This window comes from Novosphingobium sp. YAF33 (genome assembly GCF_052113265.1).
In the GTDB taxonomy this organism is placed as follows: domain Bacteria; phylum Pseudomonadota; class Alphaproteobacteria; order Sphingomonadales; family Sphingomonadaceae; genus Novosphingobium.
Genome location: NZ_JBFRCW010000009.1, coordinates 158,704 through 171,124 on the forward strand (window position 1 = coordinate 158,704; position 12,421 = coordinate 171,124).

15 protein-coding genes are annotated in these 12,421 nt (G+C 65.5%); 9 read left to right on the top strand and 6 right to left on the bottom strand.

All coding sequences use genetic code 11. From position 1 onward, the window contains the following. Positions 1 to 69 precede the first annotated feature (69 nt). The 4 genes from AB4Z00_RS19385 to AB4Z00_RS19400 form a co-directional block, all read right to left on the bottom strand. Positions 70 to 504 carry an ExbD/TolR family protein gene (locus AB4Z00_RS19385; RefSeq protein WP_134094727.1) on the bottom strand — a complete coding sequence of 145 codons (435 nt, stop codon included), beginning with the start codon at positions 502 to 504 and terminating at the stop codon, positions 70 to 72. 29 nt (positions 505 to 533) lie between these two features. After that, entirely contained in the window at positions 534 to 1,067 is a 534-nt protein-coding gene (locus AB4Z00_RS19390; protein ID WP_207912874.1) for an ExbD/TolR family protein, read from the bottom strand. Positions 1,068 to 1,184: 117 nt separating this feature from the next. Continuing rightward, entirely contained in the window at positions 1,185 to 1,958 is a 774-nt protein-coding gene (locus AB4Z00_RS19395) for a MotA/TolQ/ExbB proton channel family protein (RefSeq protein WP_132264599.1), read from the bottom strand. 73 nt (positions 1,959 to 2,031) lie between these two features. After that, entirely contained in the window at positions 2,032 to 2,703 is a 672-nt protein-coding gene (locus tag AB4Z00_RS19400; RefSeq protein ID WP_132264601.1) for an energy transducer TonB, read from the bottom strand. A gap of 360 nt (positions 2,704 to 3,063) precedes the next feature. Here AB4Z00_RS19400 and AB4Z00_RS19405 point away from each other — a divergent pair, with 360 nt between their 5' ends. Then, positions 3,064 to 3,966: a hypothetical protein gene (locus AB4Z00_RS19405; RefSeq protein WP_132264603.1), complete on the top strand. Its 903-nt coding sequence runs from the start codon at positions 3,064 to 3,066 to the stop codon at positions 3,964 to 3,966. 107 nt (positions 3,967 to 4,073) lie between these two features. Then, the gene (locus AB4Z00_RS19410) at positions 4,074 to 5,381 is read left to right on the top strand and encodes a homoserine dehydrogenase (protein ID WP_132264604.1); all 1,308 of its coding nucleotides are present in this window, start codon (positions 4,074 to 4,076) and stop codon (positions 5,379 to 5,381) included. A gap of 85 nt (positions 5,382 to 5,466) precedes the next feature. Here AB4Z00_RS19410 and AB4Z00_RS19415 read toward each other — a convergent pair whose 3' ends face one another. Continuing rightward, on the bottom strand, positions 5,467 to 5,808 hold the full coding sequence (locus tag AB4Z00_RS19415; RefSeq protein ID WP_132264606.1) for a hypothetical protein: 342 nt from the start codon (positions 5,806 to 5,808) through the stop codon (positions 5,467 to 5,469). Positions 5,809 to 6,042: 234 nt separating this feature from the next. Here AB4Z00_RS19415 and glpX point away from each other — a divergent pair, with 234 nt between their 5' ends. Continuing rightward, entirely contained in the window at positions 6,043 to 7,026 is a 984-nt protein-coding gene (gene glpX / locus AB4Z00_RS19420; RefSeq protein ID WP_132264608.1) for a class II fructose-bisphosphatase, read from the top strand. A 213-nt stretch (positions 7,027 to 7,239) separates the two neighbouring features. Then, positions 7,240 to 8,175, top strand: a complete 936-nt coding sequence (locus AB4Z00_RS19425; protein ID WP_132264610.1) for a ribose-phosphate pyrophosphokinase — start codon at positions 7,240 to 7,242, stop codon at positions 8,173 to 8,175. Between the two features lie 121 nt (positions 8,176 to 8,296). Here AB4Z00_RS19425 and AB4Z00_RS19430 read toward each other — a convergent pair whose 3' ends face one another. Further along, positions 8,297 to 9,241 carry a helix-turn-helix domain-containing protein gene (locus AB4Z00_RS19430; RefSeq protein WP_442046950.1) on the bottom strand — a complete coding sequence of 315 codons (945 nt, stop codon included), beginning with the start codon at positions 9,239 to 9,241 and terminating at the stop codon, positions 8,297 to 8,299. A 182-nt stretch (positions 9,242 to 9,423) separates the two neighbouring features. On the opposite strand from AB4Z00_RS19430, the gene hisN reads away from it, so the two are divergent. From hisN to rplT, 5 genes are all read left to right on the top strand, one after another. Then, complete coding sequence (gene hisN / locus AB4Z00_RS19435; RefSeq protein ID WP_134094725.1) at positions 9,424 to 10,206, top strand: histidinol-phosphatase; 783 nt, start codon at positions 9,424 to 9,426, stop codon at positions 10,204 to 10,206. 20 nt (positions 10,207 to 10,226) lie between these two features. Then, on the top strand, positions 10,227 to 10,661 hold the full coding sequence (locus AB4Z00_RS19440; RefSeq protein ID WP_442046951.1) for a gamma-glutamylcyclotransferase family protein: 435 nt from the start codon (positions 10,227 to 10,229) through the stop codon (positions 10,659 to 10,661). 22 nt (positions 10,662 to 10,683) lie between these two features. Next, a complete protein-coding gene (locus AB4Z00_RS19445) occupies positions 10,684 to 11,448 on the top strand; it encodes an SDR family oxidoreductase (RefSeq protein WP_442046952.1) in 765 nt (254 codons plus the stop codon). A 245-nt stretch (positions 11,449 to 11,693) separates the two neighbouring features. Then, positions 11,694 to 11,897 (top strand): 50S ribosomal protein L35, encoded by a 204-nt coding sequence (gene rpmI, locus AB4Z00_RS19450; protein ID WP_021232722.1) that lies wholly within the window; start codon positions 11,694 to 11,696, stop codon positions 11,895 to 11,897. A 13-nt stretch (positions 11,898 to 11,910) separates the two neighbouring features. Beyond that, complete coding sequence (gene rplT, locus AB4Z00_RS19455) at positions 11,911 to 12,273, top strand: 50S ribosomal protein L20 (protein ID WP_132264618.1); 363 nt, start codon at positions 11,911 to 11,913, stop codon at positions 12,271 to 12,273. Positions 12,274 to 12,421 lie beyond the last annotated feature (148 nt).

Here is a 12,421-nt window from a genome sequence, read left to right on the forward strand (position 1 = left end):
ACAACAAAAAAGGGGCGGATCGCTCCGCCCCTTCATTGGTCCTTGAGAGACCGGTTCCGTTCGTTCGGCTTACTTGCCGAAGTCGCGGAACTGTTCGTTGCCGACGAAGCCGAACTTCGTGACTTGCGCCGCCTTGATCACCTGCAGCACCTGGGCCGAGAGATCGTAGCTGGCGTTCGCTTCCGGCTGGTACTGCAGCTCGGGTTCGACCGCGTAGCTCAGCGACTGCTTGAGCAGATTCGCGAGACCCGGGCCGTCAACCTGCGTACCGTTCCAGAGGATCTTGTCGTCCGCGGTGAGAACCACCTTGTTGCGGATCGGATCGACCGGAGGAGGCGTGTTCGTCGGAGGGGTCGCAACCGGAAGATCGATGTCGATCGAGTGGGTCGCAACCGGGATGGTAATGATGAACATGATGAGGAGAACGAGCATGACGTCGATCAACGGCGTCGTGTTCATTTCCATCATCGGCTCGCCATTTTCCTTGCCGCCTGACATTGCCATGGAAAGTTACTCCTGTTCCTGCCTGAACGTCAGCCGTTCGGGTCGACCGGGTTGGTGATGAAGCCAACCGTGGGGTAGCCCGAGATCTGAACGTTGTAGATCGCACCGGCAACGCAGCGCCACGGGGCGTTGACGTCACCACGGATGTGGACCTGCGGCACGAGATCGGGGTTGGCCTGAAGGGCCTGCGGGCCGCCTTCGCGCTTCACGATTGCATCGAGACGCTTGAAAGCCTGGTCGCGCAGTTCCTGCGAGGTCACCGGCGTGATGTTGTTGAAGTAGACGCGGCATTCGCCGTTGCGCGAAGCGCCGACGTAACCGGGTTCACCCGCTGCCTTGCCCGCATCGTCGGTGGTCGAAACGGTGAGGAGAAGGTTTTCGACCTTGTCCTTCGATTCAACGGCCTCGACGACGGGGATCTTCAGCTTTTCGATCGTCTGGATCGCAACCGGAACCGCGATCAGGAAGATGATCAGAAGCACCAGCATGACGTCGACGAGCGGCGTCGTGTTGATGTCGGACATCGGTGTCTCGGCACCGCCTCCGCCCGAGGATATCGCCATAGTTTTATCCTAATCCTTGCGTTGCCCTGGGCAGGCGACGGACGCGCATGCAACGCACCGCCGCCTGAGTCCCTCGGATGTGGCCTGCCGTCCTGCGACAGGCCCATCCCATGCTGCTTACGGCTTGGCCGGAGCAGCAGCCGGCTTGGCCGGAGCAGCGGCGGGCTTCGCCGGGGCAGCAGCAACGATCGGCTTCACGGCGCCGCGCGAGTTGATGTTCGCGAGAACGTCGCTGGAGAAGCCGGTCAGGTTTTCGGCGATGCGCTTGTTGCGGCTCTGGAGGTAGTTGTAGGCCAGAACTGCAGGAACGGCGACGATCAGGCCGAGCGCGGTCATGATCAGCGATTCACCGACCGGACCAGCGACCTTGTCGATCGAAGCCGAACCGGCGATGCCGATGGCGATCAGGGCGCGGTAGATGCCGACCACGGTACCGAACAGACCGATGAACGGTGCGGTCGCGCCGACGGTGGCGAGGAACGGCAGGCCCTGAGCAAGGCGAGCGTTGATCGAAGCTTCCGAACGCGCGAGCGAAGCGTGCATCCAGTCATGGGCTTCGAGCGAATCGGTCATCTTGGCGTGCTGGTCTTCGGCGGCGATGCCGTCGTCGACGAGCTGGCGCCAGGCGCTGTTCTTCTCGAGCTTGGTGGCGCCTTCACGGAGGGTCGGAGCCTTCCAGAAGGTGGTGCGCACAACGTTGTACTGGCGCATGATCTTGGACTGTTCGAACCACTTGGTGAACAGGATGTAGAACGAGCCGAAGGACATGATGCCCATGATGATCACGGTGGCGTACGAAATGAAGCCGCCAGCCTGAAGGGCTTCCATGAAACCGAACTTGTTCTGGGGCGCAGCTTCGCCCGCTGCGGCAAGGATATCAACGATAAGCATGCGATTTACCTCTCAAGAAGAATGCAGGGACTGATTCCGGCCGGGGTGTGGGCCTAACCAGTCTTAAAAGGAGTTAGTTCAGCTTGTAGACGATGGCCGTCGAGAACTGGCCGCTCGTCGGGTTGCCGGCATCGTCGAGCGCCGGGTTGAACCGCGCGTAGCGGGTCATGCCGTCGCAAGCTGCCTCGTCAAGGTCAGGGCTGCCGCTCGATGCGGTGACCGAGCAAGCGGTGACCTTGCCGTCCGGACCGATTCCTACGCGCACACCGACACGGCCTTCACGCTCTTCACGAGCGGCGCGGGTCGGATAGTTCGCCTGAATGCGGGCGGCCCAGCTGCCCTGACCCTTCGGCGAAGCGCCGCGGGCCTTGGACGGACCCGGAGGTGCCGGAGCCGGAGCCGGGGGTGCGGGCGGAGCCGCGGTCGTGATCACCACCGGCGGCGGCGGCGGAGCCGTCACCACGGTCTGCACCGGCGGCGGGGCCGGGGCAATGTTGATCGGCGGCGGAGGCGCGACGATCGGCGGCGGCGGAGCTTCTTCCTGCTTCGGCGGCGGCGGCGGCGGCTCTTCCTCCTTCGGTTTCTCTTCCTTGATGTCGACTGTGGTCACCTTCTTGATGACCTGTTGCGCAGCCTGATAGGCCAGGCCCGTGACGAGCGCATAGCCTACAAAGACGTGGATCAGCGCAACAATGACAAGCGCGGTAATCTTGTTACCGCTCATTTGCTGGTCAGCGTAAGCCATTCAAACGCATCACTCCATTATCTAGCCCCGGGAAAGCCCGTGCCGGACGTGTCCAAGGGCGCCCATGGCCCTCACCCTGAGGCAAGGTCCATGACGAAACTCCAACTTACCCACCCTGACGGCTGACAGTCAGCCCATCCGTAAACTTTTAACGGGAGGCGAACCGCGGGGCTTATTCGTTTTTTTGCCCCAATTTGCGAGTTTCCTTAGCCCGACAGTTGCATGTGTGCAACGCCTTATCGGCACGTCAACGGTTAACGGTCAATTCAGGGCGGATAAGTTCCAATCGGAAAAGGGGGATTTTGTGGCCGGGCCCCAAAGCCGCTATAGGCTGGCCTTTTTCCACGGAGAGTGTCCCCCATGTCATCCCATCTGCACCGACTTGTCGCGAATCTGGCGGGGGTTGCGCTGGCCGTGCAGGCTGTTCCGGTCCTGGCCCAGGGGGTAACCGGTGGCAATTCGAACGAAGCCGGCGCGCGTGACTTGACGAGCGCGGGCGGACCGACATTTGCCGATATTGCCGACTTGTCCGAATCGGCCGGGCTGGTGGTCAAGGCACAGATTCGCAAGATGGTGCGCGTGGAGGATGCGCGGGCCCCCGGCCTCGCCCAGGGCATGGCGCGCTTCTACATGACCGCGCAGACCCAGGCGCTGATCGCGGGCAAGGCGCCGATCGGCGAATCGTTCGTCTATCTGGTGGACCTTCCGCTCGATTCCCGCGGCAAGGCGCCGAAGCTGAAGAAGCAGGACGTGCTGCTCTTCGCCCGCGCCGTTCCCGGCCGCCCCGGCGAACTGCAACTGGTGACGCCCACGGCCCAGCAGCTCTGGAGCGAGCAGGCCGAGGCGCGCGTGCGCGGCATCCTGCGCTCGCTGCTCTCCGGCAATGCCCCGGTCAAGATCACCGGCGTGCGCGAACTGCTCTATGTTCCGGGCAATCTGGCAGGGCAGGGCGAGACGCAGATATTCCTCAAGACCAAGGACAATTCGGCGGCCTCCATCACGGTGCATCACGAGCCGGGTGCGGCGCCCGCCTGGGGCGTTTCGTTCTCCGAGCTGGTGGCCGACACCGGCAATCCGCCGCAGCCCGAGACAGTGGAATGGTACCGCCTGGCCTGCTTCCTGCCCAATAACCCGCCGCCGGGCACGAATGTGGCCGAGGGCATTGCCGAGCGCCGCCAGGCCGAAGCCGATTATCGCACGGTGATCGGTCAGCTCGGTGAATGCCGCCGGACGCTCAACCAGGGCACCAAGGTTTCCGGCTGATTCCCGGCGCCGGGGTCCTCGCGCCCGAAGTTTCGGGACAGACCCCGGCGAAGGTACTGGAATTTCACCGTGGGCTCCCCTAGGGCCCGGACCCGAAAGGGTTGTCCATGGTTGAACCGCTGAATATTGCGCTGGCCGGTCTCGGCACTGTCGGAACGGGCGTCGTCCGTCTTATCGAGACCAATGCCGAACTCATTGCCCGCCGTGCGCGCCGGCCGATCCGCATTGCCGCCGTCAGCGCGCGCGATCGCACCAAGGATCGCGGTGTCGACCTGTCTCATTACGACTGGGAAGACGATCCCGCCGCGCTCGCGGCCCGTCCCGACGTGGACGTGGTGGTGGAAATGGTCGGCGGGTCTGACGGACCGGCGCTGACCCTGGCGCGCAATGCCATCGGCCAGGGCAAGGGGCTGGTCACCGCCAACAAGGCGATGATCGCGCACCATGGGCTGGAACTGGCCTCGGCCGCTGAAAAGGCAGGCGTGGCGCTCAAGTTCGAGGCCGCCGTCGCGGGCGGCATCCCGGTCATCAAGGGGCTCAGCGAGGGTGCGGCGGCCAATGCCATCGACCGCGTCTATGGGATCCTCAACGGTACCTGCAATTACATCCTCTCCACCATGGAGGACACCGGGCGCGATTTCGGCGACGTTCTGGCCGAAGCCCAGCGCCTGGGCTACGCAGAGGCCGACCCCACGTTCGACGTGGAAGGCATCGATGCCGGCCACAAGCTCTCGATCCTGGCGGCAATCGCCTTCGGTTCGCGCCTGCGCTTCGATGCGGTGGAGACCACCGGCATTTCGCGGGTAAAGGCGGCCGACATCGAGCAGGCCCGCTCGCTCGGTTACGTCATCCGGCTGCTGGGCATGGGCGAGATCGACCGCACCGGCGGCAGCGCCCGCCTGTTCCAGCGGGTCCATCCGCATCTCGTGCCTTTCGACCATCCGCTCGCTCACGTCGACGGTGCCACCAATGCCGTCGTCGCCGAGGGCAATTTCATGGGCCGCCTGCTGTTCCAGGGCGCGGGCGCCGGTGACGGGCCGACCGCCAGCGCGGTGGTCGCCGACATCATCGACATCGCACGCGGAGAGAAAGGCGCTGCCTTCTCCATGCCGGAAGGCGAGCTGGAAGCCATGGAGCCTGCCGAAACCGGCCACCGCCGTGGCCGCAGCTATATCCGCTTCGCCGTGCCGGACCGTCCGGGCGTGCTGGCCGAGATCACGGCCGCCATGCGCGATGCGGGTGTCTCGATCGCCAGCATGATCCAGAAGGGCGAGGATGCGCAGACCGGCGAGGTGATCCTGGCCATGGTCACGCACGAAGGGCCGGAATCGGCGGTGACCGAGGCGCTGCGCATTCTCGACGGATCGCAGAGCCTCGCAGCGCGTCCGCTGGTGATGCAGATCATCGAAGGCTGACAGGGGTCTGCGCCGGCGGCTTTTGGTCAGCGGCGCGGCGTGTTCCTGATGGAAAACGGGCGCAGCGATGCGCCCGTTTTTCGTATCAGTGCGCGCGCATCTCGCCCCTGGCGACCTTGTCCGCGTCCGACCCGGCAGGCGCTTCGGGAATGGCCGACAAGTCGATCAGGTAGGGCTTTTCCACTTTGCCGAACGTGGCGGTGGCCTTGCCCTTGAAGATGCCGTTGCCCGCGACGTCGGGCGGCGTCAGCCGGCCGTCGTTCAAGGCCTGGTCGGACATCGGGTCTTCCTGAGACGTGGACTGGACGCGGAACTTGTCCTCATCCGGGGCACAGACGACGATCTCGCCCGGGCGGGCGCTGCGGGTGTCGCTCAGGCATTTCTGCCGTGCGGTTTCCGGCGTGACCCTGCCGGCGCCGGACATCATGCGCTGGGCAATGGCCCTGTCTTCCGCGGAAACCGAGCCGTTTCCATTACTTGCCGAAGTGGATTTCGTCTGGCCAGCCGTACCGGCAGAAGCGCCAGCCGATTGCTGGGCAATCGCCGGAGCGGGAGCTAGTAATGCGATTGCGAATAGGATCCGCCCTCTTCTCGACAATTGAAAATCCTCTGTCTAAGCCGCTCCCAGAACCTTTCCTCCTCGGATTAATCCGGAGTGAACATGCCTGAAAACAAGACGCCTGCGAGTAAAGTTCTCGACCGTGTCCTCGTCCTCGAAATGGTTCGTGTAACCGAGGCCGCGGCCATCGCCGCATCGCGCCTCGTCGGCCGCGGAGACGAGAAGGCGGCAGACCATGCCGCAGTCGAAGCGATGCGCAAGGCCTTCGATACACTTTACATGGATGGCACCGTGGTTATCGGTGAAGGCGAGCGCGACGAAGCGCCGATGCTGTTCATCGGCGAGAAGGTGGGCGGGGCGCCCGGTCGCGGGCCGAAGATCGACATCGCACTCGATCCGCTGGAAGGCACCACGATCACCGCCAAGGCCGGGCCGAACGCGCTGGCGGTACTGGCCGCCGCGGAAGAGGGCTGTCTGCTCAACGCACCCGATGTCTACATGCAGAAACTGGCCGTGGGCCCCGGCTATCCCGAGGGCGTGATCGACCTCAACCGGACCGCGACCGAGAACGTCGCATCCGTGGCGGCGGCCAAGGGCGTGAAGCCGGACGAGATCATCGTCTGCGTGCTCGATCGCCCGCGCCATGCCGATCTCATCGAGGAACTGCGCGAGATCGGCTGCGGCATCCACCTGATCCCCGACGGCGACGTGGCCGGCGTGATCGCGGTGACCGACGAGAACACCACGATCGATATCTACATGGGTTCGGGCGGCGCCCCGGAAGGCGTGCTGGCCGCTGCGGCGCTGCGCTGCGTGGGCGGCCAGATCCAGGGCCGCCTGCTGTTCCGCAACGAGGACGAGCGCAGCCGGGCGCGCAAGTGGGGCATCAAGGATCTCGACAAGATCTACACCCTCAGCGACCTGGCCAAGGGTGACTGCATCTTCGCCGCCACCGGCGTGACCGACGGCTCGCTGCTCTCCGGCGTCAAGCGTCTCAAGGGCGGCAAGATGACCACCGAAAGCGTCGTCATGCGCGCCAGTTCCGGCACGGTGCGCTGGATCAAGGGCGAGCACCGGGACCGGTGACGTGCCGCGGCGCATGCGCGTCCCGCAGCGGGACTCGTGTTTGTGCTCAGATGGTTAGTCCATCGAACCGCCGGTTCCGGAACCTCCGGAGCCGGCGTTTTCACATCCGGGTCACGGTGACAGGCTGACGCTTTCTGTTGCAATCCGATGACTCATGGCTAGAGGCGACCGCGTCCAGCCACCCATCACCTCAAGCCGTCTCGGGGATTCGCAATGAAGATCATGTCCGGCAACAGCAACCTTCCGCTCGCACGCGCGATCGCGGGGTATCTTGAACTGCCGCTCACCGATGCGGCTGTGCGTCGCTTTGCCGACGAGGAAATCTTCGTCGAAATCCACGAGAACGTCCGCGGCGAGGACGTCTTCATCGTGCAGCCCACCAGCTACCCGGTGAACGACAACCTGATGGAACTGCTGATCGGCATCGACGCCCTGCGCCGCGCCTCGGCCAAGCGCATCACCGCCGTGGTGCCCTACTTCGGTTATGCCCGCCAGGACCGCAAGCCCGGCCCGCGCACACCGATCTCGGCCAAGCTCGTGGCCAACCTGATCACCGAAGCCGGCGCCGACCGCGTCCTCTGCGTCGACCTGCACGCAGGGCAGATCCAGGGCTTCTTCGACATCCCGACCGACAACCTCTTCGCCGCGCCGGTGATGGCGGCCGATATCCAGGCCCGCTACGGCGACCAGTCGCTGATGGTGGTTTCGCCCGACGTCGGCGGCGTGGTCCGCGCCCGCGCGCTAGCCAAGCGCCTCGACAACGCCCCGCTGGCGATCGTCGACAAGCGTCGTGACCGTCCCGGCCAGTCGGAAGTCATGAACATCATCGGCGACGTCAAGGGCCGCGCCTGCATCCTGATCGACGACATCATCGATTCGGGCGGCACGCTCTGCAACGCCGCGCAGGCCCTGATGGACGAGGGCGCCACCAGCGTCACCGCCTACATCACTCACGGCGTGCTGTCGGGCGCGGCGGTTTCGCGCGTGACCAACTCGGCGCTGAAGGAACTGGTCATCACCGATTCGATCCAGGCCACCGAAGCGGCCCAGCAGTCGGACAAGATCCGCATCCTGACGATCGCGCCGCTGATCGGCGAGGCCATCCGCCGCATTGCCGACGAAAGCTCGGTTTCCAGCCTGTTCGATTGATCGGCCTCCCGGACCAGCGCCGGGCCGCCAGCCAGCAAAAAGGCGCGTCCTCCTGGGAGGGCGCGCCTTTTTGTTTCATGTGGAACGTTTTACGGCCCGCGCTCTTTCCGGGCCGGGACGGTTATTCCCAGGGCCGCGTCTGGCCGGGCTCCAGCCGGTGCAGCGCTTCCAGCCGCCGGGCCTGGCGCGATTCCAGCGACAGGGTGAGGATCGGCTGCGGAGTCTGTGCGAACTGGCGGGGCGAGATGCCGAACAGTTCGGTGAACTCGTGGATCAGGTGGCTCTCGTCATAATAGCGCAGGGCCATCTCGTCGGCTTCGTCCTTGTCGGCCACGCCGCGCAGGAAGCTGGCCATGTCCAGAGCGCGGGCGCGGCGCAGCACCTGCTTGGGGGCCAGGCCGAAGTCGCGATTGACCACCCGCTCCAGCTTGCGCCGCTCCACCCCGCAGGCCGCCGCGGCATCGGCGATCGACATGGCGGGATCGCGGTAGCTGATGTCCTCGAACCGGGCGCTGATCGGGTCGGGCAGGGGCGCGCCCATATGTTCGATCCGCTTGCGCATCATCGCTTCCAGGGCGTGGAGCCATTCCTCCGGCTCGGCATCCGGTTCGAGCATGGCCAGGATCCGGTCGGAGGGGATCCCGACGAGATCGGTGGAGGCCAGACGGTCGAGATGCTCGCCCACGCGCGGCCCGCGCAGCGCGGTGCAGGCGCCGGGCCGAAAGGCCAGGCCCACGCTGATGAAGCTGCCGGTGACGCGGATCGGCATGCGATGCGATTGCGGGCCGCAGAACATCGCGGCATTGCCTGCCTCTATCCGGCCACCGGCGGTCTCGGCCTCCCAGAGACCGGCCAATTGGATGCGCAGGAAGGCGGTGTCGTTGAACAGGCCGCACTGCAGCGTGTAGTCCGCCGGTGCCGCCACCTTGGTGACATAGAGCCGCCCGATCCAGGGCGCGAGGTCCGGGGCGGGTGCTCTGTTGTAGCTGAGCGGTTGTCCGCCCTTGGTCGTTCCCTGTTCCGGCACGATCGCACTGTCGATGGCCGGCCGCACTTTATGGTACATGTACCCTGCTTCCGTTCTTCTGCATTCGCTGCGGCCCCAGCCATGGAATAAGTGCGTGTCCGGAGCGCTGCAATGTGGGAAAAACCCATAGAGTTTCTCCACAGGCCCGGATTGCGGCCAATCTGGCGGTTTTTCCGATGGTCCCTTGACCTGCCATCGCCGTGGCGGGCAGAGCAGGGGGCATGAAACTCGACAACGACATCGCCCTCGCCCTGCGCCTTGCCGACGCCGCCGGGGACGCGATTCGCCCGCACTTCCGCTCCGGCGTCGGGGTGGAGCGCAAGGGCGACGCCTCGCCGGTCACTGTCGCGGACCGCGCCGCCGAGGAAGCGATGCGCCGGATCCTCAAGGCCGAAGTCCCGCGCGACGGTATCATCGGCGAGGAGTTCGGCAGCGAGGAAGGCACTTCGGGCCGGACCTGGGTGCTCGATCCGATCGACGGCACCGTCTCCTTCATCGCCGGCCGCCCGATCTTCGGCACGCTGATCGCGCTGCTGGTCGATGGCTGGCCGGTGCTGGGCGTGATCGACCAGCCGATCCTGGGCGAACGCTGGGTCGGCGCGAGCGGCTTCCCCACCACGTTCAACGGCAAGGAAGTGCGCACCCGCCCCTGCCGCGAACTCTCCGACGCCATGCTGGCAACCACCGGCCCCCACTATTTCGACGACCACCAGGGCGAGCACTTCATGACCCTGGCGGCCAAGACCGATCACAAGCGGATGGTCATGGGGGGCGACTGCTACAACTACGGATTGCTGGCGAGCGGCCATCTCGACGTCGTTTGCGAGGCCGGTCTGAAGCTGCACGACTGGGCCGCCCTGGTTCCCGTGGTCGAAGGTGCGGGCGGGACGATGTGCGACTGGAACGGCGAACCGCTCCATGCGCAGTCGGATGGGCATGTTCTGGCCATTGGCGACCCGGCACGGCTGGAAGACGTCGTGGAAGCGCTGGACTGCCACCACTGACCCCGGCGCAGAGGCCCGCGATGCGCAAGGTCCGGCTGTTCGTCTATGGAACGCTCCAGCCCCACGCCGGAACCCGCATGGGGCGTTGGGTCGCGGCGCGGATGGTTTCGGCCGAGCCGGCCAGCGTTCCGGGGAGAATCCGGGCGATTCGCGGCGGGGACGGCTGGTTTCCCGCGCTCGTGCCGGCCAAGTCCGGAGCGTGGGTGCAGGGAACGCTTTGCGAACTGGCGCTCCATCCGGGCGACCTTGCCAAGCTCGACCGCTACGAGGGGCGCGAGTACCGGCGCCGGACCATGCCGGTGCGCGGCGCCAACGGCCGGCGGCGGCAGGCGGAAATCTATCTCTGGCGCATTGCCTTGCCCAAGGGCTCTCCACCGATCCTGACCGGCGACTATCTCGCCTGGCTGGAACTGACGGGGCGCCAGGCCTTTACCACTCCGCGCAATGGCGCCTGAGAGGGCGCCCGAGGAGATGGACATGACGGACAGGACGGCAATCGTGACGGGCGGCGGGGCGGGCATCGGCCGCGGGCTGGTCCTGCACTTCGCGGGCGTCGGCTGGCGGGTCGCGGCGCTGGACCGCGATGAAGAGGCGCTTGGCGAACTGGCGGCGCTGCTGCCGGAAGATCGTTTCCTGCCGCTGACGTGCGACGTCGGACAAGAGAAGCCGGTCCGCGCCGCCTTCGCCCGGATCGGCAAGTGGACCGAGGCTGCTCACCTGCTGGTCAACAATGCCGGAATCGCCGATCCCTATGCCGGCCCGCTGGAGGACCTTACGCTGGAGGCGTGGCAGGGCTGGATCGATGCTAGCCTCACTTCTGCTTTCCTCTGCACCCGCGAGGCGCTGGGCCTGCTTCGCAGCGGCGCCCCGGCAAGCGTGGTGCATATCGCCTCCACCCGGGCCTTGCAGTCGGAGCCTCATACATATGCCTATGCCGCCTCGAAGGGTGGGCTCTGCGCGCTGACCCACGCCATGGCCGTGGGACTGGGGCCGGAGATCCGGGTGAATGCGATCCTGCCCGGCTGGATCGAGACGGGTCCCTGGCAGAAAGCGGCAAGGCGGGAAGAGCCGCGGCACTCGGCCGAAGACCGCGCGCAGCACCCGGTGGGACGCGTGGGGGTGGTGGAGGACATCGCCGCCACCGTCGAGTGGCTGGCGGGAGAAGGCGCCGGTTTCGTGACCGGCCAGCAGATCGTCGTGGACGGGGGCATGACCCGCAAGATGATCTACGCGGGGGACTAGGCCGGGTCGGGCGCATGTGTGCCCGTGCCGGGCTGGCGCTGGCGCCGCCCGGAACGCCCGGCGGCCGTTTTTGCAGACCACCGCGTCTGGCAACGCGCTCACCCCTTGCCTTCCGCCGATTCTCTCACTAAAGGCGCCCCCTTCAATCGACACGGTTGAGTCTTTAACCAAAGAGATTCGCGCGTCCGCCTGGCGAAAAGGGCTGCCATGGCTGACCGGACGTGTCCCTGTGAAAGGAGACGAAAATGCCCAAGCTGAAGACCAAGAGCGGTGTGAAGAAGCGCTTCAAGCTCACCGCCACCGGCAAGGTGAAGCACGGCGTAGCCGGCAAGCGCCACCGCCTGATGAGCCATAACGGCAAGTACATCCGCCAGAATCGCGGCACCGAAGTCATTTCCGACGCCGATGCCAAGACGATCAAGAAGTGGGCGCCCTACGGGCTCAACTGAGGAGTACTGACCTATGAGCCGTATCAAGAGGGGTGTTACCACCCGCGCCAAGCACAAGCGTCTTCTGGAACAGGCCAAGGGTTACCGCGGCCGTCGTAAGAACACGATCCGCGTTGCCCGCCAGGCCGTCGAAAAGGCCGGCCAGTACGCGTACCGCGACCGCAAGATCAAGAAGCGCACCTTCCGCGCTCTCTGGATCCAGCGCATCAACGCTGCCGTCCGCGCCGAAGGCCTGACCTACTCGCAGTTCATGCACGGCGTTAAGCTCGCCGGCATCGAACTCGATCGCAAGTCGATGGCCGACCTCGCCATGAACGAAGGTTCGGTGTTCTCGGCCGTGGTCGCTCAGGCGAAGGCTGCCATTCCGGCAGCCTGAACCGTCGAAGCCGGGGCCTAGGCGCCGGTCTTCGCGGATCACGCGAAACACATTCGGGGCGCGGGTGCTTAAGGCATCCGCGCCCCGAATTGTTTGTGCGGTAAATTATCCACGCCTTCGAAAAGTTTGCACTCCCCTGCAAGTCCTC